Here is a 23,657-nt window from a genome sequence, read left to right as displayed (position 1 = left end):
AGTTAGCAAACTTTCAATCAGAAACAGCCAAAGATCTCTCTAAGATGTCAGTTTCTTTTGTATCTTCAACTTTACCGTCCTGGTCGAATGAAATTTGCAGAGACTTACTACTATACTTCCTTTTTCCTAAAAAGTTGGCTTGTTTAATTTTATATGAGACATAGTACCAAACATTGTCATCGAACTTTGATACTAATGTTGGTGATCCTAAAGTGTGAACCACTTTTTCTTTATCGTCACCTACTTTTATCTTGCTCCACAATTCAACACTAATGCCAGGAGCTCCGTGATTGTGAATAGTGTGAGTGCAGCTCACTGTAAATAATAAAATAAAAGATATTAATACTCGCATTTCTGTTGATAAATTACTTGAAGCTATAATACACTAATAAATTATCTGCCGTCAAATTTCAAAAAAGTTAAATTGACTGATTCTCAATATCACTTAATATAATATTTACTTTAGAAAATAATAGGTGTCTTATGTCATTGTTAGAAGCAGATCCAATATACAAACCTTTTAATTACCCTTGGGCGTATGATGCATGGCTGCAGCAACAAAGAATCCATTGGATACCTGAGGAAGTTCCACTTGCTGATGACGTAAAGGATTGGAAAACTAAACTTTCAAGTGTAGAAAAAAATCTACTAACCCAGATCTTTAGATTTTTTACTCAGGCAGACATTGAAGTAAATAACTGCTACATGAGGCATTATTCAAATATATTTAAGCCAACGGAAATATGCATGATGCTTGCAAGCTTTTCCAATATGGAAACTATACACATTGCAGCTTATTCTTATCTTTTAGACACAATTGGCATGCCAGAAAGCGAGTATCAAGCATTCTTAAAGTATGATGCTATGAGAAAGAAGTATGAATACATGTTAGAATTCGAGGAAAGCAAAAAACACGATAAAAAACATGTAGCTAAAACTCTAGCGGTGTTTGGTGCATTTACCGAGGGGTTGCAGTTATTCGCATCATTTGCAATTTTGCTCAATTTTCAACGCTTTGGAAAAATGAAAGGCATGGGACAAATAATTGCCTGGTCAGCCCGTGATGAAACTTTGCACACCAATTCAATTATCATGTTGTTTAATACATTTATTAAAGAAAATAATGAAATTTGGGACGACGAGTTTAAAGAGGAATTATATTCTGCATGTCGCACCATTGTTGAACTTGAGGATGAATTCATAAAGCTTGCTTTTGATTTCGGAGACGTTGAAGGACTATCCGCAGAAGAAGTGCGCAATTACATACGCTACGTAGCAAACAGACGGTTAATGCAATTAGGTCTTGAGTCCATATATGATGTTAATGATAATCCTATTCCGTGGCTTGATGAAATACTAAATGGCGTGGAACATACGAATTTCTTTGAAAATAGAGTAACAGAGTATAGCCGTGCAGCAACTCAAGGCACATGGGAGGAGGCTTTTACTGAAAACGACACGAATAATAAGTGAGTGCTAATTTCACTCTTCTTTGTCATTCCAGTGTCAGCTACTTTCATTACACCATTTGCTGTGCAGTTTAGACAGTTTTGCTTTACTTAACAACTAACTTACCATATATATGTCCATAGGACATTGGTACATAAGAACGTGCTACAACTATTAATCTTACTCACGGTCATCACTTCAGTTGCATTCTTTGGTCATTTAGTTCCAATGGAAGCAAAAACCTTCTTGTACTCAACGAGCCTGAGTATAAAAGAGGTTTTGCTATTTATAATGCCTTTTATTATTTTTGCGTTAATCTTTAGCAGTGTTAACAATCTTAAGCAGTCAGCTATAAAGTTCATATTGTTACTTATTATAATGATCTTCTTGTCAAATCTGGCTTCAAGTTTAATAGCTTATTCTGTTGGGCATTTCATCATACAAAACACTCATTCAATACAAGATATAACGTATGAAGAAACAATTGTTCCCTTATGGTCGTTTAGGCTGCCTGCATTGCTTTCTAATTTTTATGCCCTTGCCTGTGGATTTGTGTCCAGCATAGTAGTGTCCACACTGCTACCCAAGAAAAGCAAAGAGCTTTCGAACAAAATGTTAGATTTAACTCTCTTTATTTTGAAGACGTTTTTGACGCCGATTATTCCAATATTTGTACTTGGGCTTGCTTTAAAAATGCAGCATGATCAAGTTTTATCTATAATATTTAAGGATTACTCAATAATTTTCATTATTATAGCATCTGCAACCTACCTTTATGTTTTCCTCTTATATGGAGCAGCAAATTCATTCAAGATCACAAGCTGGATAGCTAGTATAGGCAATATGATACCGGCATTTATTACTGCGATGAGCACAATGTCTAGTAATGCAACTATGCCTCTTAGTCTTGAAGGAAGCAAAAAAAATGTAAAGCAACCTGACATAGCATCGTCTGTTGTGCCAATAACTGCTAGCTTTCATTTAGTAGGTGATTGCTTTTTTATCATAATATTATCAATGATAATTGCCTCCGGTTATTCATTGTGCACAACAGACTATGTAACTTTCCTTCTCTATTTTTTGTTATTTAAGTTTGCTATCGTTGCAGTGCCGGCAGGAGGAATTATGGTAATGCTACCTATTCTTGAGAAATACCTCAAATTTTCTCCAGAAATGCTTTCGTTAATCACAGCATTGTATATAGTGTTTGATCCAATAATCACTTCAGCAAATGTTATGGGTAATGGTGCCTTTACTATGATATTTTCAAAACTCTATGATAAGCTTAAGTAATGTCTATTTTAGCGATTGATACTGTAGGTATTGGTAGTTCAATAGCAATAGTTGATTATGATGGTAACTGTTTTGTAGAGCACAATTCCACCAGCAATAGTCATGCAGAATCATTTTTTCAAATACTAAGTACTTTATTTGATAAGCACAACTATAATTATGATAAAATAGATCATTTGGCGGTAGTAGTTGGACCAGGAAGTTTCACTGGAATTAGAGTTGGTATATCAGCTGCACAAGGTATAAATCTTGCTACAAATAAGCCGTTATACGGGGTTAGTGCGCTGGAAGTTCAAGCCTACGCAATATCTTTGCTTTGTGCAAATAGCAAAAAAAATATCAGAGCTATAATCAAAAATGCTCAAGGGTTTTATACACAGTTATTTGATTTCAATTTGTTGCCGCTGTCTGGTCCAACTGCAGCATGTGACCCTGGTCACGCTACAAGCAGTACACATATGGATTGCAATTTAAATGCTAGCCATGCAGGGCTATTAGTTCATTATAGACTAAAGAACAAGCAAAAATTAAATGAAGTTGAAGCTCTATATTTAAATGAGCCTCAGTATATGAAATTGCTATAGACTATTTTTTTGCATACACGCAATTTGGCTAAGCTTGTGCATCTGGTTTACTATCTCTTGAGCTACTTCTTTTATACTCATATTTGAATTTTCTATCTCTATAGCACTCGGTGGTGTAAATAAATTGTTAATCCTACATTGCTCTATCATGCTATTTAGATTAATCACCTTCCTATTTTTTCTTTGCCTTTTTAATGCAATACGCTTTTGTAATGTCGGTAGATCACACCTAAGTACCACAGGAAGGATTTCTGTGTTCATTTTTTTACTAAGCCTTACTATTGAATCATACATCCTCATGTTCTGGTCATTATTTTCCATCAACTCATCAATAAATATGTAATTTTTTGAGTGAATCGGATAATTTTCTATTACCTGAAGCATAATTTGCATAATGCCATATATTCTATCTTGAACTTCTTTAGGTATTTGATCACGTTCAAAGACACCATCGTATATAGAGCAAGCTTGAACATTGTTATAGAACTTACTATTTACAATTAATGCGTTTATCATATTAGATAATTCTATTGCTGTGGAAAGTTTACCACTTCCCGAAAGACCAGAGAGATATATGAAAAATCCTGCTGGCTGTTTCTTTGTGTTAATATTTACCATATTATTTTCAATCTTGAAACTTACATTTATAATAACATAAAAATGAGGCTTTAAAACATATGAAATATTATATAGAAAATTATTTTTGTAGTTAAGATATTATGTAATTTAAAAACATAAATTCTGTATATAAACTCTATAATAACGATAACTATTTTTAAGCAAGCTACAACACAAAAGTGTTTGGTATTCAGAAAGCAAGACAGAGTGGCATAGACTTATTAGTTTACTACAAGTCTCTTTTCGCGTATAAACCTTCAGAAGATTCTAACAGAGGATTGTGTTGTTAACAAAGAGCAGAGTAAAAAGGGATCTAGTCTATGCCTATCAGATTTTGTCCTACCTTAAGTTCGATGATCATACATATACTCACCTTTCAGTGCGTTCTGAAGATCAAAAGTCGTTTTATATTTATCCGTTTGGTATGCGTTTTGATGAAGTAGATGAACGTTCGTTAATGAAAGTATCATTTGATGGAGATGTAATTGAAGGCAAAGAATATCAATATAATAGAACTGGCTATATAATTCATGGTTTTATTTATCAAGCAAGGAAAGATATTCAAGCAATTTTTCACTTGCATACACCTTCTATTGTAGCGGTTTCTTCTCTCAAAGATGGGCTGCTTCCTATAAGTCAATGGGCACTGCACTTTTACAATAAAATCTCTTACCATAATTATAATTCCCTAGCACTTAGCGATACAGAAGGAAAGAGGTTAATAGCTGATCTGAAAGAAAATTTTGTCATGTTAATGCGTAATCATGGATCTATAACGTGTGGTCGGACTATACAAGAAGCAATGTTTTACACGTATCATTTAGAACAAGCGTGCAAAACTCAATGTTTAACGTTAGCAATGAATAAGGAGTTATCAATTCCAAGTGAAGAAATTTGCTCAAAAGCTGTAAAGGATCTCCTATCTTTTGAAAGCAATCTTGGTGAGAGGGATTGGCACGCATGGGTTAGACTAATTAAAAGTAAGTTGTAAGAGACTTTCGCACTACTATCTGTCATCCAAGTAGTGACCTTACCCAGAAAAAGTAGAGAGAAAGTTAAGACGTTTTTGGAGTAAAATAAAACGTTTTTTCAAAATATGACAAATAGAAGAGAATATACAGCAGAATTCAAATTAGAAGCTGTTAAGCTGGTTAAAGAAACAGGTCAAGCAAGTACAAAAATAGCAAAAGATCTAGGTATAGATGGCAGTATGTTAAGTAAGAAAATATGATGGAAAAATGTCTGGAGCATACGCATTTCCAGGCAAAGGCTCCTTATGACAAAGAAAGATTTGATCTAAAAAAAGAGCTAATAAGAGAAAGAGACATCTTAAAAAAAGCCCTGGGCAAAGAAAAAGAGTAAAGTATTCTTTTATATAGAAATTGCTATAAAACACAGGAACTATGTAGGGTTTTGTACTGGTGGTATGGGTTGCTAAGGAAAAAAGCAGTAAAGAATTAGCAAAAGAAGGGCTTCTAGCAGATATTCAAAAAATACATCAAGCATTCTAAATGCAGATATGGAGCCCCTAAAATTCACGCTGAATTAAAAGCTTTAGGCAAAAATTAAAACAGTACAAAGTGTTATGCAAGAAAATGGCATTAAAACCAAGCTTAGACGAAGGTTCAAAAATAAAAAACAGCAAATAAGCAACCGAGTTGTGGCTCCGAACACATTGGATCAAAATTTTACTACTGATCAGCCAAATAAAGTTTGGGATTACCTACATAAAAACTAAAGAAGGTTGTTGGCGGCAATAATTGACCTATATTCACGCATGGTGGTTAATGAGTAACATGATAATTAGTTATAGATTCTTTATTGATGGCCGTTGATAAACGCAAACCCGATAAAAATCTGCTGTTACATAGCGATCAAGGGTCACAGTATACCTCTCAAAATTACCAATTTCTATTGAATACAAAAAACATCATTTCCAGCATGAGCCATAAGGGCTGTTGTTACGATAACTCTGTTGCAGAAAAGTTCACTTAAAAGGGAGCTGCTTATTGATACTTCTCGCTCAACAAACCAGAACTGCCATATTTGAATACATAGAAATCTTTTATAACAAATAACGTAGACATTCTACTATTAACTATTGCATTCCTGCACAATTTATTCTCATGATAAAAACGTCTTAACTTTCTCTCTACTTTTTCTGGGTAAGGTCAAACATGCAATACCAATAATGCTAATATATTTTATAATTTTTCTCATAAGATATTTTACAATGCTTCTAATAATATTAGATATCATCTATAAAATTAAAAAATCCATGAAAGGGGATGAAAATATGTAAAAAAGTATTATTGATTAATTAAAAACAGATTTTGATTTGATAATACTAATAAAATCGATTTATCTTAAATTTACGTTGATTTTTACCTGTTATTTTTTGTAGTTTATCCAACGTAAATTCCAGGTAAAACAAAGTCGTTATCTCCAACCGTTACAACCAACTCTCCTTCTTTAATTTTTATTTGATTAGGTGTATGGTCCCATACCATCACACTCTGGGATCATACACCTAAAGTACTCCGACACTGGGATGACACCCCGGGGTTTCTGGGATGACAAAAAAGAGCCCCCTGAGCAAAAATCTTATAGCCACTTGAATGATAATTGACTTTTTGCCTAAAATAACTAAGAAAGAAACTTCTCATCAAGATAACTTAAATATATACTAATTCTCTTATTTTTAAACGATTTCTCATCATGAATTGCACGATCAAAAACCTGAATTTGACTTGTTATAATGCTACAATTATTATTTGCAACTTCTAATACGCCACTATCAATTACAACCTTCTTTTCTGTTTGGTTACTCATTTTAACAGTAATCATACCAGGCAATAAATAAATTAAGTAAGGAGCATGGTGAGCTAAAATCATAAGCTCCCCTTCGAGCCCAGTTACTGAAAGAGAAACCACTCCACTGAATGAAATTTGATCATCAGGAGAGAAAAATTGCACTTTAAAAGTATTCATAATCTTTAACTTTTATTTAGCTTCAGCTTGTATTAATTCAGCCTTTTTTATTGCTTCATCTATATTCCCCACCATATAAAAAGCAGCCTCTGGTAAGTGATCATATTTGCCTTCAACAATCCCTTTAAAACTGGAAACAGTATCAGAAAGTGAAACAAATTTACCAGGCATGCCAGTAAATATTTCTGCAACGTGAAAAGGTTGAGAAAGAAATTTCTGAATCTTACGAGCCCTATCAACAATAATTTTATCTTCATCAGATAGCTCATCCATACCAAGTATTGCGATAATATCTTGCAGTGATTTATAAGTTTGCAATATACGTTTCACCTCAGAAGCTACATTATAATGTTCTTCACCAATGATTTCAGCAGATAAAGACTGAGAAGTTGAATCAAGTGGATCAACAGCAGGGTATATTCCCATTTCAGCTATTTGCCTTGACAACACTGTGGTTGCATCAAGGTGAGAGAATGTAGTTGCTGGGGCTGGATCAGTCAAATCGTCCGCAGGAACATATATAGCTTGCACAGAAGTAATAGAGCCAGAAGTTGTTGAAGCTATTCTTTCTTGCATTGCACCCATATCAGTTGCAAGGGTTGGCTGATAACCAACAGCTGACGGTATTCTTCCAAGTAAAGCAGAAATTTCAGAACCAGCTTGTGTAAATCTAAAGATATTATCCACAAAAAATAGAACATCTTGGTTTTCACGGTCACGAAAATACTCTGCCATAGTAAGTGCTGTTAAAGCAACTCTAGCCCTTGCTCCAGGAGGCTCATTCATCTGACCATAAACCAAAACAGCTTGAGATTTTTCATGCTCATTTATATTTATTACATTTGAAGTGATCATCTCGTGATAAAGATCGTTACCTTCACGCGTTCTCTCCCCTACCCCGGCAAACACAGAAAATCCTTTATGAGCTTTTGCTATATTATTAATTAATTCCATTATTAGGACTGTTTTACCAACACCGGCTCCACCAAATAAGCCAATTTTTCCTCCTTTAAGATAAGGTGCAAGAAGATCTATAACTTTTATTCCCGTAACTAAAACTTCTTCCTGTATTCTCTGTTCAGTAAAACTTGGAGGTGCTCTGTGTATAGGCTCTAAGTTATACTTTCCCTTCAGTGGACCACACTCATCTATAAGCTCTCCAACAACATTAAAAATCCTTCCTAAAGTTGAACGCCCAATTGGCACCGATATTGGTGCACCTGTATCAACAAATTCATCCCCCCTTGACATGCCATCTGTGCTATCCATAGCAATACAACGAACTATATTGTCACCTATATGCTGCGAAACTTCTAAAACCAGCTCCTTATCCTTATATTTTAGTTTGCTTTTTAAAGCATTAAATATTTTAGGCAATTCACCTTCAAATTTTATATCAACAACTGCTTGAGTTACCTTAATCGCTCTACCTATATTCATCTCTTTATTTTTATCACCTAACACTATAATTCCATAAAAGAACTTCTAAAGAAAATAAATTTTATATTATTAATAGAAATTTTGCAACATTAAAACGCTTACTAGTTACGCTTCATTACAAACAATGCAAATGCATTTAATAGCCAAGTAATAATAAACAATACTAAACTAAGCGCATAAGCAGCAAGAGTTTGTACACTATTGAAATCCTGATCTCCGGTAAGTAATGTAGCGATCTGCACGGTAATGGTAGTAACTGAATTAAGAGGGTTAAAAGTCAAATTTGCGTTGATTCCCACAGCCATTAGCACAATCATTGTTTCACCTATCACTCTTGAAATTGACAATAAAATTGCACTTAAAATTGTAGGCATTGCATAAGGTATTGTTATATGCCATATAGTTTCCGCTGGAGTTGCACCAAGTGCCATGAAGCCATAACGCAAGCTTTTTGGAACAGATCTTATGGCATCTTCGAGTAAAGAAATAATAAAAGGAAGAATCATTATCCCAATCGATAAACCGGCAACTAAGGCACTTTCTGAGTGTATACTTAAACCAAAAAAATTTGCTACCTGCTTTATAAAGAAAGACAAAAACACAACCGCGAAATATCCATATACAACCGTAGGAATAGCAGACAAAACTTGCAAAGTTGTATTAACAATATAACGCACTTTCTCACTCGCATATTCACTAATATATATTGCAGAAAATAAACCAAGCGGAACGACAACTAACATTGCTATAATAGTTATAAGTAATGTACCAACTAAAAGCGGCGCTATACCAAAACATCCTATCTTCTCTTCATTGATAGTGACTACATTGTGGCCCCATTTCAAGCAAAACAAGAATTCTGAAATAGCTACTTTATTAAAAAAACTAATGGATTGAATAAAAATAGACAGCATTATAAATAAAGTGATAAAAAATGATATGGCCAAAGCCACAAATAACGAAAGTTTTATTATCTTATTTCTTTTATTTTTAAAGATAAAAGCAAGCATGAAAAAAAGTAACGCTATAGAAATAAAAGTTACAAAACAATTATTATAGAATACTAACAACCAAGTTAGCATCCATACACAACTAAGATATAGATAAGACTTAACCTTATTTACTTCTTGAAACCTACTAAAACAAAATAAAAGGATTAGTAAGACAGGTATGACTATCACCGAATTCATTCTTCCATGCATCAAATTTTATTCTACGAAAATGTCATACAAGTTCACCATTATTTGACAATAAAGTAAAACAATTTAAAATAAATAATTATATTAATATAAAAACAATGAAGAGAACATTTCAACCAAAAAATTTGATAAGAAAGCGCAGACACGGATTTCGTTCACGTATGGCAACAAGAGCTGGAAGAAAAATCCTTAATAGGCGCCGTTCATTAGGGTGTAACAAATTATGCGCATAGTAAGTATAAAAAAAAAGATTTTTCTTCTGCTTTCAAAAATAAGTTAGCACTCAACAGTCTTTTTTATCGTGGGCTTTATATATCACTGTACGCTATAAAAGAAAGAGAACCTGAGAAGTACATTCATACTATTAGAGTAGGTCTGGCTATCAGTAAAAAAACCGGAAAAGCAGCAAAAAGAAATAAAATAAAAAGGCAACTACGAATGCTTGCTAAAATTAGCATTTTAAATATAAGTAATATAGGGCACTACTACATAATACTAACTCATAGAAACATTATGCAAGCAAGTTATAAAAATTTACAAAAAGATCTAACTATTTGCTTAAAAAAGATAAAATAAAAAAAAATCTCAATTAAGGTATTTACAACTATATTTTTTATGATAATATAGGTAAAATTTTTAAAAATAGTTAATGGGTGTGGTGAGTGGTAGAGCATATAAAAGAGGTAAATAACACAGGCTTTGGTCAGATGTATCAATTCTTATTTCTTCCTAAAGGAACAGGAACAGATTGGAGGTCAGCATTTCGCCAACAAGAAGAATTATTTAAAAAAGTGGGAGGTAATGTAATATTACCAGAAATCAGTAATTCTCCTTCAAAAGGGAATCAATTAGGGGAAGTAGGAACAATGCTAAATAATGTAGAAAATGACCAAGAACATATAAGAAAAAAAAGATATCGTAGTTAAAGTAAAAACTTAAAGAATAGTAACAAAACAAGAAAGTTAAAAGTATCCGTTCAGGAGAGTGGTTTAAGAAACAATAGATAGGAGATTTTGGAAAGGATTGAGACCCCTTTGTTTCCAAATTAAGTATAATGAAATTATCCGCTCAAGGAATGTATTTCCCCGCTTTGATTGTGTAAAATATGAGTTTTTGCGATAAACGACATAATGCCGAATTTGCCGTTCAGCGTGGTTATTTGTCAGCGGAATATTTTCTGGGTCATCTAAAAATTTCCACATCATTCTTTCAGATCTCAGAACATTTTTTGCAACTCGAGAGGCTCCAATTGCTTCAGGTAAACGAGATATCTCCTTCAAGTAATACTTTGTACGTTTTCTTAATTTTCTGGCACGTCTGACAAACCTCAAAACATCTATCTCACTTTTTAGTAAAGCTTTTTTTAGTGCAAATAATTCAGTGGCCACGTTTCTCAAGTAACAACCCAGAACTTTAACTTCAATATTCCAACTATGTGCTAATCTTTCAAAATCTCTTGATAAATGTGCCCAACAGATTTGCCTGTTTTTATCGGCAAAATAATTGTATGCTGCATACCTGTCAGTTATTACCAAGCTATTGCGATTGCAGAATTTACTATTTTGTAAAACTTTCATTCCTCTTGACTCTGTAAATTTTACAAAACTTGCCGTATTGCTTGCAAACATCCAACACCAAGCGAGTTTACCTTTGTTATAATGGCTCGTTTCATCAATATGTAGAACTTTACTCCTACTTATCTCTTGTTCGATCTGCTCATACATTTTTTTGCATTTTGAAGCAACTCTATGTTCACTATTTGATATGCTACCGACGCTTATGTTCAAATTGAAGATATCATTTACGACACTCGCTATTTCGCGTTTTGAATTTTTGTAGAATCCGCTGAACGCTGCAATTATTGACTTAACCCTTGGACCAAATGTATTTGGCGTAACACCTTCCGGTAACTTGCTACTTCTTCTCTTTCCGCATCTCCGACAACGGCCATGTTCTAACTGATATTCCACTACATAAGGCTTGATTTCTGGAAGATCAACTTTCTGATGAATATATGGTTTTTCACATATTGCAATTTCTCCTCCGCATTCGCAAGTATTAGGCAACTCTATCTTTACTACTTTATCTGCATCCATGTTGGCGCGAAAACTTCCTTTATGACCAACCTGACCGCCAATATTCCTTTCGCTTTTCGGCTTATTCTTTTTTATTTTATACAACTCTTTGGAACTTGGTATTGATGAATTTTTTGAGCTTAAACCGAGTCTTTCTCTTAACTCAGCATTTTCTATCTTTAAAGCCTTATTTTCTGCTTTTAAACTTTCATTCTCTTTTTCCAATCTTTCTATTTTTGCTTCTAACCTTTCTATTTTTTGCTGTAAATTTTTGCAAAGTTCTAAAAGGTTTACCATATTATTTCACTTTTGCTCTATGATTATCTTTTTAGATCACCTTGTCTACCTTATTCTGCCACTCCGCTTAACGGATACAGTTAAAATATAAGTATACCTACTGTCTAATTAACAAAGAAATTTTTATAAACTTGGCGGCGACCTACTCTCCCTTTTCAAGTACCATCAGCGCTAAAAAGTTTCACTTCCGAGTTCGAGATGAGATCGGGTGGTTCATTTTTGCTATAGCCACCAAGTCAATAAAAATTTCTAACTTAACAATTTTAACTTAATATTTAACACTGCATACACACATATAGAAAGCAAATAAATCAATCAGGCTATTAGTACTAGTTAGCTTCACATGTTACCATGCTTCCACACCTAGCCTATCAACGTGGTAGTCTTCCACGGCCTTAATTGGGAAATCTTTTTGAAGAGGGTTTCTTGCTTATATGCTTTCAGCAATTATCCCATCTATACATAGCCACCCAGCGATGCTATTGGCATAACAGCTGGTACACCAGAGGTATATCCATCTCGGTCCTCTCGTACTAGAGTCAGACCTTCTCAAATTTCCTTCACCCACGGCAGATAGAAACCGAACTGTCTCACGACGTTCTAAACCCAACTCACGTATCACTTTAATCGGCGAACAGCCGAACCCTTGGGACCTTCTTCAGCCCCAGGATGTGATGAGTCGACATCGAGGTGCCAAACGGTGTCGTCGCTATGAACGCTCGAACACCATCAGCCTGTTATCCCCGGCGTACCTTTTATCCGTTGAGCGATGACCCTTCCATACAGAATCACCGGATCACTATGACCGACTTTCGTCTCTGCTTGGCTTGTCAGCCTCGCAGTCAGGCAAGCTTATGCCATTATACTATCAAGCTGATTTCCGACCAGCTCTAGCTTACCTTCGCACGCCTCCGTTACTTTTTAGGAGGCGACCGCCCCAGTCAAACTACCCACCATACAATGTCCTAGCTCCAGATAATGAAACATAGTTAGATATCAAAAGTGTAAAGGGTGGTATCTCAAGGTTGACTCCATTATAGCTAGCGCCATAACTTCAAAGTCTCCCACCTATCCTGCACATCACACTTTTAATAGCAATGTAAAGCTATAGTAAAGGTGCACGGGGTCTCTTCGTCTAACCGCGGGTACCCCGCATCTGCACGGGGAATTCAATTTCGCTGAAGTGATGTTGGAGACAGTGGAGAAATCGTTACGCCATTCGTGCGGGTCGGAACTTACCCGACAAGGAATTTCGCTACCTTAGGACCGTCAGTGTTACGGCCGCCGTTTACTGGGGCTTCAATTCGGAGCTTGCACCCTTCCTATTAACCTTCCAGCACCGGGCAGGCGTCAGACCCTATACTTCCACTTACGTGTTTGCAGAGTCCTGTGTTTTTAGTAAACAGTCGCTACTCCCTATTTTGTGCCACCTACTCATAGTTGCCTAAAAGCAGGTTACCCTTCTTCCGAAGTTACAGGTATAATTTGCCGAGTTCCTTCAACATCATTCTTTCAACACCTTAGTATACTCTACTCATCCACCAGTGTCGGTTTGCGGTACGGCCTCATAAATATAAGTGCTATTTCCTGGAGCTTCTTTTAAGCATAGATCAATCCAATAAGATCTATACAAATACGAAACCCGTCACACTTAAGAGGTTTAGGAATATTAACCTAATTGCCATCGACTACTCCTTTACGGACTCGCCTTAGGAACCGACTAACCCTACGCAGATTAACTTAACGTAGGAACCCTTAGATTTTTGGTGAGAGTGTTTTTCACACTCTTTTACGCTACTTATGTCAGCATTCTCACTTCCGATATCTCCAGCAGTTTTCACAAACCACCTTCACAGACTTACGGAACGCTCCGCTACCGCGCCTATTGATCGAAATCAATAAGCACTCACATCTTCGGTATACAGCTTTAGCCCCGGTACATTTTCGGCGCAGAAAAACTTATTTAGACAAGTGAGCTGTTACGCTTTCTTTAAAGGATGGCTGCTTCCAAGCCAACCTCCTAGCTGTAATGGTTTTTCTACTTCCTTCCCCACTTAGCTGTAATTTTGGGACCTTAGATAGTGATCTGGGTTGTTTCCCTCTTCACCACGGACTTAGCACCCGTAGTGTGCCTGCTGTATAATTAGTTGTTGGTATTCGGAGTTTAGTTAGATTTGGTAAGACGGTGAATCCCCCTAGTCTATCCAGTGCTCTACCCCCAACAACATACATACAACGCTCTACCTAAATAGATTTCGCGGAGAACCAGCTATTTCCAAGTTTGATTGGCCTTTCACCCCTAATCACAACTCATCCAATAATGTTGCAACATTAACTGGTTCGATCCTCCAGTGTGTTTTACCACACCTTCAATCTGGTCATGACTAGATCACTTGGTTTCGGGTCTAATCCATAAAACTAAAACGCCCTATTCAGACTTGCTTTCGCTACGCCTACACCTAACGGCTTAAGCTTGCTTCATAGATTAACTCGCTGACCCATTATGCAAAAGGTACGCTGTCACTCTAAATATCAATAAATTGATATAGAGCTCCAACTGTTTGTAAGCACTTGATTTCAGATTCTATTTCACTCCCCTCCCGGGGTTCTTTTCACCTTTCCCTCACGGTACTTGTTCACTATCGGTCGTTAAGGAGTATTTAGGCTTGGAGGATGGTCCCCCCATATTCAAACAGGATTTCACGTGCCCCGCTCTACTCAAGGATTTAAAAACTTTCTACTTATACAGGACTATCACCTTCTATGGTTACTATTTCCAGAGTATTCTAATTCTTATTCTTAAATCACTAGCCTTTTCCGCTTTCGCTCGTCACTACTAACAGAATCTCGGTTGATTTCTTTTCCTTTGGCTACTTAGATATTTCAGTTCACCAAGTTTGCTTTACATACTTAGTACGTAATAACTAGCTAAACTAGTTGGGTTTCCCCATTCGGAAATCTGCGGATCAAAATTTGTTGACAATTCCCCACAGCTTATCGCAGCCTGCCACGTCCTTCATCGCCTCTTAACGCCAAGGCATCCATCAAGTGCTCTCAATAATTTATTTATCCGACTATATGCAGAATATGCAGAGTTAAATATTATTAAAATTGAATTGAGATTAAATTAATCTCTACCATAAAACTTGTCAAACATCTAAAAACTAAATTAATCTTTTATATATTATAACCTAATAAATAATATGTCAACGCCTTTTTGCACAAAACATTTACTTATATTATCAACAACAATATACTAGCAATCCTAAACAGTATAATCTGAGAAATATGTGGTAAACTTATATATACAGTAAAAATTAATAAAAAAGATATTTTGTAAGATAAAATGTGTTAAAATCAATTGCCTAAAAATGATAATAAACATTCGGAGTATTTCTAACGTATGAAAAGTAATCTCTCTTTTATAAAAAACGTTGCTTTAAATTGTATGTCTAAGCTCATTGGCGTATTAAATATTAAGAAAGTAAAACACTTCATTGTGAATAAATATAATACTCTTCATAAAGAAATGACAGTGCTTCTTAAAAAATCTAAGAACCTGTTAAACACCAACATTGAAATCGGTTTATATCACTTTTATGAAGGTAGCATATCAGATGCAAAGTTACGATTTTGGTTAATTAGCATATTTTACCCCCATTTACCTATAGTCTGGTATAACATCGGAAGGTGTCATTTTGCGGTAGGGAATACTAACAAAGCTTATAATTATTTAACAAGGGCACTAAAATTAGATAATGACCACGAGGAGGCGTCTTACTATATAAAAAAAATGACAAACTCAGCGCCTATTACAGAATTGCCAAAAAACCTCATAAGACAATATTTTGATTACACAGGTGAATATTTTGTTGAGCATTGGTTGATTGCCAAACAATATAGAGGGCATGAACTTGTACACATGATAATTACAAAAATCTTCAACAACTCCACTTCTGAGCTCAATATACTCGACCTTGGTTGTGGAACTGGAATATGTGGTCATTTCTTGAAAATAAATGGTATTGGAAACCATATAACAGGAATTGACATTTCAAGTAGAATGCTAAATATCGCAAGAGGATGCTTTATAAAAGGTAAGCCTGTTTACAATGAATTAATACATATGGAAATGAAAGAGTTTCTTAAACAAGAGAAAAACCAGCAGTATGATGTAATTATCTTTGCTGAAGTGCTACATTATCTACATGACTTTCAAGAAGAATTGGAATTAGCAAAAAGATCTACGAGCAAAAAAGGGGTTATTGTATGTTTAATAAGAAGAAAGGAAGGTGAAGGTATTGACTTTGTAAATAAAGGAGACTATTTTCGTCACTCAGAAAGTTATGTTCAACATGTTGCAAAAGAAATAAATATGCAAATAAGTTATATGAGTTACTGTAAAATATATGGCAGTCAGGTTGACGGTATCTTGTTTGCATTACAGCATCAACAAGAAAGTCCGAAAAACCTAACTTAAAAATCGCTCAAAATGACTTTTAAGTATCTATATATAATAAAAGAATAAAAGGAACTTTATGAATAACATTACCATTAATTACGCAAAGGACAGCAAATTAACCGACTTTGGAAAAGCAGTTCTATCAGACAGGTATTTAATAGAAAATGAAAGTTATCAAGACCTCTTTGCACGTATTGCTAATTACTATTCTGATAATAAAGAACATGCGCAGCGTCTTTATGACTACATGAGCAACTTGTGGTTCATGCCTTCAACACCAATACTCAGCAATGGTGGCACTAAGAGAGGGTTACCTATCTCTTGCTTTCTTAATGAAACCGAAGACAGCTTGCAGGGAATAGTTGATCTATGGAACGAAAATGTTTGGCTTGCTGCACGTGGAGGAGGCATAGGTAGTTATTGGGGAAATTTACGCTCAATAGGCGAAAGCGTAAAGGGTAGCGGCAAAACATCAGGAATTGTTCCATTTATTGTAGTGCAAAATGCTCTAACGCTTGCAATTAGTCAGGGATCCCTAAGGCGAGGAAGTTCAGCAGTCTACCTTCCTGTATCTCATCCGGAGATAGAAGAGTTTCTAGATTTACGCAAGCCAACAGGCGGTGACCCAAATCGCAAAGCGTTAAATATACATCATGCTGTAATAGTAACAGATAAATTTATGCAGGCTGTTGAGAATGATCAAGAATGGAATTTAATAAGCCCTCACAACAATAAGGTTATTTCAACTGTAAAAGCGCGGGATATATGGATCAAAATATTAACAGCAAGAGTTGAAACTGGAGAACCTTACATTATTTTCCTTGATGCAACAAATAACAATAAGCCAGAATCTTACAAAAAGCTCAACTTAGACATCAAGATGTCAAATCTATGCAGTGAAATAACTTTAACCACAGGTTATGATCACCTGAATAAGTCACGCACTGCTGTGTGTTGTCTATCATCCGTAAACCTTGAGTACTACGAAGAATGGAAAGACAATAAACTCTTCATAGAAGATATAATGCGCTTTCTTGATAATGTATTGGAAGATTTCATAAATAAAGCACCGAATGAAATGCAGCGAGCAAAATATTCTGCAGCCAGAGAACGCAGTATTGGTCTTGGTGTGATGGGCTTTCATTCATTTTTACAAAGCAAAATGGTTCCTTTTGAATCAGTAACAGCACAACAATGGAATAAAAAAATATTTAAGTATTTACGCGAGCAAGCAGATATAGTTTCTAAAAAATTAGCAGAAGAAAAGGGAGCATGTCCTGATGCCAAAGAAGTTGATCTAATGGAAAGGTTTACACACAAACTCGCTATTGCTCCTACTGCCTCGATCTCCATTATTGCAGGTAATACCTCCCCTGGAATAGAACCATACGCAGCAAACGTATTCATACAAAAGACACTTACAGGCTCATTTGTAGTGCGAAATAAATTCTTGCAAAAACTATTAGCAGAAAAAAATCAAGACGATGATAAAATATGGTCTTCAATTTCAACAAACGAGGGTTCCGTTCAGCATTTAGATTTTCTTAGTGAGCATGAAAAATTGACATTTAAAACAGCGTACGAGCTTGACCAAAGATGGATTATAGAACATGCAAGTAATAGAACTTCGTATATTTGTCAATCTCAATCAGTAAATCTGTTCTTACCTGCCAACGTACATAAACGTTACTTGCACAAAATACACATGCTTGCTTGGAAAAAAGGATTGAAGAGCTTATATTACTGCAGATCACAATCAATGCAGAGAGCCGATAAGGTCTCGCATGACATATTCAAAAAAAGTGAAATATTGCAACAAAAAACAGATATTGACTACGATGAATGTCTGTCATGCCAATAGCGGCCTTACTCAGAAAAAGTAGAGAGAAAGTTAAGCAAATGGGTAAATAGACTTCTTGCATAACCATATAACGCACTTTTATTGGGAATAGAAACGAAAAAACTTTCTTGACAAACTCCGCCAGCCCTCTTATCATAAAATTGAGGCTATTTATTTATCTTCTCTGTACAGATTAAATGACAAAAAAACTCACGTATCTGGCGTCTCATGTTTAATTTTTTGCACTATGTGCACCTTATGTCTTTATAAAACTTCTACCTACATAAGCTGAAACGCGCTTATAAAGCGTTTAAAACATAAAAAAACGCCAACTTAAAAAATGGATAGTGAATAACTAGCTACCCTAGGGTTTCTTTTGCCTTTTTTTCTGTTTAGTAAATTTCTTAAACATTTATAGCTAAGGTTAGTTGCATTTAAAAGCAGCTGAGTCGCGGTTATTAAGCGTTTAGAATAAAAAAACGCCATACTTGAAAGTATAATGTAAGTAATTAGCCAACTACGGGGCTTCTTTTGCCTTTTTTTTCATTTGGTAAATTTCTTAAACATTTATGGCTAAACGACAATCGTTATCCCGCTACTTGTTAGCGGGATCTATTGCCAAGATACCGCGAATGAATCGCGGTATGACGGTTCGCGGTGGTATGACGGTTCGTGGCAGCATGAAGATAATCCCGCTACTTGTTAGCGGCTGAGATACTGCGGCGGTATGACGTAGATTGCTGTCATTCCGCTACTAGTTAGCGCCGCAGCGGTATGGTGTAGGAAAATTAGCTATATAGCTAACTTGTACCACGCGTTAAAGCTTTTAAACAGGTCTTGGTTTACTTACTCCATTATTTTCTTTATTATCAGATATCATTTTAAATAATATGGAGGAGCAAATTGTCAGCAATTGCCATTATTGATTTTGGTTCACAGTTTACACAGCTTATCGCAAGACAAGTAAGAGGAATGGGTGTTTATTGTGAGATATTTCCAAGCAACATCAGTTTTGAAACAATATCAAAATTCAATGGGTTTATTCTCTCTGGAGGACCACAATCTGTAAATGATGATTGTTCTGAAACAAGTAGAGTAGTACATGAAATTATAAAACTTAATGAGGCAACAAGCGTTCCTATACTTGGAATATGCTATGGACAGCAACTCATTTGTCATTATTTTGGAGCAAAAGTAAAAGAGAGTTTCAAACAGGAGTTTGGTAGAACTAAAATCAAGATACTAAAAGAATCCCCCATTGTAAAGGATACCTGGGATGTTAATTCTGAAGTGGATGTATTAATGAACCATGCGGACAGTGTTGATACTATACCACAGGGATTTACTGTTATCGCATCAGGTGTGATAAATCAAACAATTGCAATGATTGTCAACGAACAGCGGAAGATTTACTGTACTCAGTTCCATCCTGAGGTTAAGCCCACAACAAATGGCAGTAAATTGCTCTCTAACTTCTTGGATATTGCAAATTGCAAAAGAGACTGGACAATGAAGTCGTTTATTGAGGAGCAAAAGGAAAAAATCAAAAATGTAGTAGGAGAGAAAAAAGTAATCGCTGCAGTAAGTGGTGGGGTTGATTCAAGCGTTGCAGCGGCTCTCACACATAAAGCTATAGGAAAACAATTGAACTGTATTTTTATCGATACTGGGTTGTTACGCAAGAACCAAACCATCGCTATGTTGAAAGAGATTCCGATAAATTACGTTGATAAATCAAATTTATTTTTGAGTAGGTTGAAGGGAATAACTGATCCAGAAGAAAAGCGAAAAATTATCGGTAACACTTTTGTTGAAGTGTTTGAAGAAGAAGCAAAAAAAATAGGTGATGTGGATTTTTTGATGCAAGGTACCATCTACTCTGATGTAGTTGAGTCAGGGCATGCCTCAAACAACACTAGTACAATTAAGTCTCACCATAATGTTGGTGGGTTGCCAGAAAAGATGAACCTGAAGCTAGTGGAGCCTTTACGCTACCTCTTTAAAGATGAGGTAAGGCTACTTGGAAAAGAAATTGGGCTTTCAGATGAGATAATATTTCAACATCCATTTCCTGGACCTGGACTTGCAGTGAGGATTATAAGTGAAGTCGATGAAGAAAAGGTGCGAATATTGCAAGAAGTAGATGAAATATATATTAATACGATGAAAAATTACGATCTATATGATAAGATATGGCAAGCTTTTGCTGTATTATTACCAATAAAAACTGTAGGCGTTATGGGAGATGGTCGTACGTATGGATATGTTTGTGCTTTAAGGGCTGTAACATCATCTGATGGTATGACAGCCGATGCATTTCCATTTGAAGATAAGGATCAACACTTGCTAGTATTTTGGGATTTTTTACGCAATGTCGGCAGTATAATTGTTAATAATGTTCCCGGAGTAAATAGAGTTGTTTATGATATCACTTCTAAACCACCCGCAACTATTGAGTGGGAGTAAATCAAAAAGATCCCGCTGCTTGTTAGCTGGATCTAGAGATACCGCGAATGAATCGCGGTATGACAGTTCGCGGCAACATGACGATAACCTCGTCATCCCGCTGCTTGTTAGCGGCTGAGATACCGCGAATGAATCGCGGTATGACGGTTAATTTTCTTTATTTTGCTTATAATTTCCACAAGCAGTGCAAACATAAATGAAGAATACAAATATCCTTTTGGTAATTCTATATGAAATCCATGAAGCATGAGGTACACACCGACAAGTAAAATAAATAAAATGGCGATTATTTTTAACCCTGGGTTAGATTTGATTAACTGGGCGGTATAACTTGATAAAAACAGCATTGCTAGCATGGAAAATGTAAATGCTGTAGCAATTATTACCATGTTATAAGTTAGTGCTATAGCAGTTAATATCGAATCAACCGAAAAAACTAAATCTATTAATATAATTTGTAGCACAACTAAAAAAAATTTTGATTTAACGTTTGCTTTCTTTTTATTTTTCTTACATACAAAGATGTCATCCCGTAACTCCATAGAGCTCTTAACAATAAGGAATAATCCCCCTGCGATCATAAGTAAATCCCTTGCTGATGCAGTGTGAAATATAGGTTTTTGCATTGATAATATAGATGATGTAAAAAATAGTATTACAAAACGCATTAATAGTGCTAATCCAAGGCCCATAAGGCGCACTCTTTCTCTCAGCGCATTTGGTACCTTATCTATTGCTAGAGAAATAAAGATTAAATTGTCTACACTAAGTATAGTTTCAAGTAGTGTAAGTGTCAGTAAAGTCCAAGCATCAGTTAGCATTTTTGTTTCAAATTCGGTTCTTCTTACTCTACAATAGATGTGTAAAAATTAAGTGACTTCACTCAGAAGTTTTATAGCAGTTCTCCAGAAAAACAGGATATATAAAGTTCAGCAGCTTCTTCTATTTTCGTTTTTGAGCAAAATCAATAATAAGAGAGTTTCTTATTTTCATGCACGCAAATAAGATAAAGCCTTATTTTCATTTTTGACTTTATTTGAAAATAATATATACTATAAAAATAGTGTGCTCGGTTGAATGAATGTATATTAAAGGATCACCATCAGGCAAAGTATTCGCTGGTTATCAGGCATTTATACCAAGCCCCTTGCCACCAAAATTTGAATGGGACAATGATTTAGTTAATAGTCTTTAAACCCTTACTTTACTATAAGGAAAGTGGTTGAAAACTTAGGTGTCGTATTTACAACAGCCCAAAGAGCAATCGTAAAGCTTGAAGATTTAGGCATCGTTTCACAAACTTCTCAAGGAAAGAGAGATCGGGTTTATTGTGCAACTGATATTTTGAATATTCTAGAAGAACCAACTAAGATTACAGAGAACTTCGATAGCACATTGTAGCTATTGTGATGAATAAATTCAGCAAACAGCAAGCTTAAAGAGTCTGATCCAATGGACATGCTGAACAAAAAGTAAGGAGCTCCTTTTGGAGGATTATATTAACTTATTAATTAATTGCTTGACTTTTAGCAGGATTTATTATATTATTTATTAATGAGTAATGCAATCAAACCAAGGAGGATAGCATGATAAATAATTTGGATTCAATAATTCTTGGAATAAAAGATGGTGAAAAGGCGATTGAAGATTTAAGGGTTGTTCTTAAAAAAAGAAAAGAAGAAGTTATTACTACACAGACATTTAATTACGCTTTACGATGCCCAAAAACTACAAAGGAAGCGATAGTACACGAAATTCTGCTTCATTTTATACAAAATCCTGGCGAGCAATCACTAGAACAAGTGATACAATGCTTAGATAGAGCAATACAATCTGGGATATATGCAAAAAACAACCCAATAAGAAATCTAGATGAAGAATTTCGTACTCATATAAACTTTAAAGATGAAGAGGGAAATACATTACTACATCATGCAGTTATAGGTAATAAAACTGAAGAAATAACCACCCTTCTTGTTACATATAGTGCAAATCCTTTGATACAAAACGCGGATAATAAAATTCCTTCAGATTTAGCTCAAGGAAAAACAAAAGAAGTGCTTATTAAAAGTATGAAAAAACAAGCTCATACGAAAAAAGAAAGCGCTATGATAGGCAGTTTAGTGCCTGGCGTAATAATTGGTGGTTTTCTTGGTGTTGTACTTGGAGCTGGTGTGTATGTTGCAGTAAGTCTTTCTGGTGGTATGATACTAGGTGTAATGATAGCATCTGTTCTTGTTGCTAGTATAGCTGTTGGACTGGCCATGTATTTTTTGAGTCAAGACTATGAACAGGCTAAAGCGATAGAAAAAACTATTAGCACTGTTAGCTCTGTTAGCTCTGAAATATCTGTTGGTGCTGCAAATGGTAAAAATGATAAAGAAGGGCAACAACTTATATAGAAAAAGCTATAGTATTTTTCAAACTAAATAATAAACCTTGTAATTAGGATATTCTGGATTCCAGCGGGCTTTGTTGCATCGCTAGCTATGATGGATTAAAGATAAAAAAGGTGGAGAATATCAGTAGCTTATTATTCTGGTATTTACAACAAGAACGGTCAGTGAATACCTAAATTTGAGTAAAAGAAATTTCACTACCACTCACTAATCCGGCTAAAATTCAAGAATTTCAATGCTTTAGCTATTTTCAATAGAATTAAATTTATTAATATAAATAACAAATTACTATTCTTAAATTTGATCAGATTGATTGCAAAAAAACAAGATTTTCAATAAGTTGCTTATAATCCTAATTATAGTTAGCCTTTCATAAGTAGCGATGCAACAAAGCCATTCCAGCGTCACGTGCTGGAATGACAACTGCGTTTTTTGTTTTTTTGTCATCAAATACTCCTACTCTTTATGTCATCCAAGTGTCCTGACTACTTGGATCCAAGAAATTTAATTGTTTTAAATTTTCCCCTCTATACACCTATTTAAA

The 23,657-nt window shown here is 35.1% G+C and carries 22 protein-coding genes, 2 rRNA genes and 1 pseudogene; 15 read left to right on the top strand and 10 right to left on the bottom strand.

Annotated features, from left to right (window positions below; translation table 11 throughout):
* Positions 1-13: 13 nt before the first annotated feature.
* A complete protein-coding gene (locus tag ABWU47_RS03465; protein WP_006279908.1) occupies positions 14-352 on the bottom strand; it encodes an outer membrane protein assembly factor BamE in 339 nt (112 codons plus the stop codon).
* Between the two features lie 131 nt (positions 353-483).
* On the opposite strand from ABWU47_RS03465, the gene ABWU47_RS03460 reads away from it, so the two are divergent.
* From ABWU47_RS03460 to tsaB, 3 genes are all read left to right on the top strand, one after another.
* Positions 484-1,473 carry a ribonucleotide-diphosphate reductase subunit beta gene (locus ABWU47_RS03460; RefSeq protein WP_077188563.1) on the top strand — a complete coding sequence of 330 codons (990 nt, stop codon included), beginning with the start codon at positions 484-486 and terminating at the stop codon, positions 1,471-1,473.
* A gap of 138 nt (positions 1,474-1,611) precedes the next feature.
* Complete coding sequence (locus tag ABWU47_RS03455; protein WP_049973631.1) at positions 1,612-2,742, top strand: cation:dicarboxylate symporter family transporter; 1,131 nt, start codon at positions 1,612-1,614, stop codon at positions 2,740-2,742.
* Entirely contained in the window at positions 2,742-3,326 is a 585-nt protein-coding gene (tsaB, locus tag ABWU47_RS03450) for a tRNA (adenosine(37)-N6)-threonylcarbamoyltransferase complex dimerization subunit type 1 TsaB (protein ID WP_077188562.1), read from the top strand. The genes ABWU47_RS03455 and tsaB overlap by 1 nt, the downstream gene beginning before the upstream one ends.
* On the opposite strand, the gene ABWU47_RS03445 is transcribed toward tsaB, so the two are convergent.
* Positions 3,321-3,944: an AAA family ATPase gene (locus ABWU47_RS03445; RefSeq protein ID WP_077188561.1), complete on the bottom strand. Its 624-nt coding sequence runs from the start codon at positions 3,942-3,944 to the stop codon at positions 3,321-3,323. The two genes, tsaB and ABWU47_RS03445, sit on opposite strands and share 6 nt — an antisense overlap.
* A gap of 280 nt (positions 3,945-4,224) precedes the next feature.
* On the opposite strand from ABWU47_RS03445, the gene ABWU47_RS03440 reads away from it, so the two are divergent.
* The 4 genes from ABWU47_RS03440 to ABWU47_RS03425 all read left to right on the top strand — a co-directional run bounded on the left by ABWU47_RS03440 (position 4,225) and on the right by ABWU47_RS03425 (position 5,939).
* Positions 4,225-4,935, top strand: a complete 711-nt coding sequence (locus ABWU47_RS03440) for a class II aldolase/adducin family protein (RefSeq protein ID WP_077188560.1) — start codon at positions 4,225-4,227, stop codon at positions 4,933-4,935.
* A gap of 105 nt (positions 4,936-5,040) precedes the next feature.
* Positions 5,041-5,175, top strand: a complete 135-nt coding sequence (locus tag ABWU47_RS03435; RefSeq protein ID WP_007548354.1) for an IS3 family transposase — start codon at positions 5,041-5,043, stop codon at positions 5,173-5,175.
* Positions 5,172-5,306, top strand: a complete 135-nt coding sequence (locus ABWU47_RS03430) for a hypothetical protein (RefSeq protein ID WP_007548509.1) — start codon at positions 5,172-5,174, stop codon at positions 5,304-5,306. The genes ABWU47_RS03435 and ABWU47_RS03430 overlap by 4 nt, the downstream gene beginning before the upstream one ends.
* Positions 5,307-5,768: 462 nt before the next feature.
* Positions 5,769-5,939 carry a DDE-type integrase/transposase/recombinase gene (locus ABWU47_RS03425; protein WP_080717647.1) on the top strand — a complete coding sequence of 57 codons (171 nt, stop codon included), beginning with the start codon at positions 5,769-5,771 and terminating at the stop codon, positions 5,937-5,939.
* Between the two features lie 651 nt (positions 5,940-6,590).
* Here the strand turns inward: ABWU47_RS03425 and ABWU47_RS03420 are convergent.
* From ABWU47_RS03420 to pstC, 3 genes are all read right to left on the bottom strand, one after another.
* On the bottom strand, positions 6,591-6,935 hold the full coding sequence (locus ABWU47_RS03420) for a F0F1 ATP synthase subunit epsilon (RefSeq protein WP_006279902.1): 345 nt from the start codon (positions 6,933-6,935) through the stop codon (positions 6,591-6,593).
* 12 nt (positions 6,936-6,947) lie between these two features.
* Positions 6,948-8,375, bottom strand: coding sequence for a F0F1 ATP synthase subunit beta (atpD, locus tag ABWU47_RS03415; protein ID WP_010962432.1), 1,428 nt, complete (start codon positions 8,373-8,375; stop codon positions 6,948-6,950).
* 101 nt (positions 8,376-8,476) lie between these two features.
* Positions 8,477-9,565 carry a phosphate ABC transporter permease subunit PstC gene (gene pstC, locus ABWU47_RS03410; RefSeq protein WP_038199744.1) on the bottom strand — a complete coding sequence of 363 codons (1,089 nt, stop codon included), beginning with the start codon at positions 9,563-9,565 and terminating at the stop codon, positions 8,477-8,479.
* Positions 9,566-9,672: 107 nt separating this feature from the next.
* Here pstC and rpmH point away from each other — a divergent pair, with 107 nt between their 5' ends.
* The 3 genes and pseudogenes from rpmH (at position 9,673) to ABWU47_RS03395 (ending at position 10,500) form a co-directional block, all read left to right on the top strand.
* Positions 9,673-9,807 carry a 50S ribosomal protein L34 gene (gene rpmH, locus ABWU47_RS03405; RefSeq protein WP_006279898.1) on the top strand — a complete coding sequence of 45 codons (135 nt, stop codon included), beginning with the start codon at positions 9,673-9,675 and terminating at the stop codon, positions 9,805-9,807.
* A 67-nt stretch (positions 9,808-9,874) separates the two neighbouring features.
* Positions 9,875-10,150, top strand: a pseudogene (gene rnpA / locus ABWU47_RS03400) (ribonuclease P protein component); the annotation flags it as partial.
* 86 nt (positions 10,151-10,236) lie between these two features.
* Positions 10,237-10,500, top strand: coding sequence for a hypothetical protein (locus ABWU47_RS03395; RefSeq protein ID WP_077188558.1), 264 nt, complete (start codon positions 10,237-10,239; stop codon positions 10,498-10,500).
* 63 nt (positions 10,501-10,563) lie between these two features.
* Here the strand turns inward: ABWU47_RS03395 and ABWU47_RS03390 are convergent, their stop codons facing one another.
* From ABWU47_RS03390 to ABWU47_RS03380, 3 genes are all read right to left on the bottom strand, one after another.
* Complete coding sequence (locus ABWU47_RS03390) at positions 10,564-11,946, bottom strand: IS66-like element ISWen3 family transposase (RefSeq protein WP_353285577.1); 1,383 nt, start codon at positions 11,944-11,946, stop codon at positions 10,564-10,566.
* A 129-nt stretch (positions 11,947-12,075) separates the two neighbouring features.
* Positions 12,076-12,182, bottom strand: a 5S ribosomal RNA gene (gene rrf, locus ABWU47_RS03385).
* Between the two features lie 66 nt (positions 12,183-12,248).
* Positions 12,249-15,014: ribosomal RNA gene (locus tag ABWU47_RS03380) — 23S ribosomal RNA — on the bottom strand.
* A 335-nt stretch (positions 15,015-15,349) separates the two neighbouring features.
* On the opposite strand from ABWU47_RS03380, the gene ABWU47_RS03375 reads away from it, so the two are divergent.
* The 3 genes from ABWU47_RS03375 to guaA all read left to right on the top strand — a co-directional run bounded on the left by ABWU47_RS03375 (position 15,350) and on the right by guaA (position 20,714).
* A complete protein-coding gene (locus ABWU47_RS03375; protein WP_006279417.1) occupies positions 15,350-16,426 on the top strand; it encodes a methyltransferase domain-containing protein in 1,077 nt (358 codons plus the stop codon).
* A 58-nt stretch (positions 16,427-16,484) separates the two neighbouring features.
* Positions 16,485-18,269, top strand: a complete 1,785-nt coding sequence (locus ABWU47_RS03370; RefSeq protein WP_353285761.1) for a ribonucleoside-diphosphate reductase subunit alpha — start codon at positions 16,485-16,487, stop codon at positions 18,267-18,269.
* Positions 18,270-19,151: 882 nt separating this feature from the next.
* Positions 19,152-20,714 (top strand): glutamine-hydrolyzing GMP synthase, encoded by a 1,563-nt coding sequence (guaA, locus tag ABWU47_RS03365; RefSeq protein WP_006279524.1) that lies wholly within the window; start codon positions 19,152-19,154, stop codon positions 20,712-20,714.
* A 107-nt stretch (positions 20,715-20,821) separates the two neighbouring features.
* On the opposite strand, the gene ABWU47_RS03360 is transcribed toward guaA, so the two are convergent.
* The gene (locus ABWU47_RS03360) at positions 20,822-21,535 is read right to left on the bottom strand and encodes a TerC family protein (RefSeq protein ID WP_006279523.1); all 714 of its coding nucleotides are present in this window, start codon (positions 21,533-21,535) and stop codon (positions 20,822-20,824) included.
* 397 nt (positions 21,536-21,932) lie between these two features.
* Here ABWU47_RS03360 and ABWU47_RS03355 point away from each other — a divergent pair, with 397 nt between their 5' ends.
* Together ABWU47_RS03355 and ABWU47_RS03350 are read left to right on the top strand one after the other, a co-directional pair.
* Positions 21,933-22,115, top strand: a complete 183-nt coding sequence (locus tag ABWU47_RS03355) for a hypothetical protein (RefSeq protein WP_006279522.1) — start codon at positions 21,933-21,935, stop codon at positions 22,113-22,115.
* A gap of 185 nt (positions 22,116-22,300) precedes the next feature.
* Positions 22,301-23,116, top strand: coding sequence for an ankyrin repeat domain-containing protein (locus ABWU47_RS03350; RefSeq protein WP_077188556.1), 816 nt, complete (start codon positions 22,301-22,303; stop codon positions 23,114-23,116).
* A gap of 291 nt (positions 23,117-23,407) precedes the next feature.
* Here the strand turns inward: ABWU47_RS03350 and ABWU47_RS03345 are convergent, their stop codons facing one another.
* Positions 23,408-23,560, bottom strand: coding sequence for a hypothetical protein (locus tag ABWU47_RS03345; protein WP_353285760.1), 153 nt, complete (start codon positions 23,558-23,560; stop codon positions 23,408-23,410).
* Positions 23,561-23,657: the final 97 nt, after the last annotated feature.

Source organism: Wolbachia endosymbiont (group A) of Gastracanthus pulcherrimus, from assembly GCF_964028265.1.
GTDB classification, from domain to species: Bacteria; Pseudomonadota; Alphaproteobacteria; order Rickettsiales; family Anaplasmataceae; genus Wolbachia; species Wolbachia pipientis.
The sequence above is the reverse complement of the archived record's forward strand: the minus strand, read 5'-3'. Positions and strand labels throughout refer to the sequence as shown.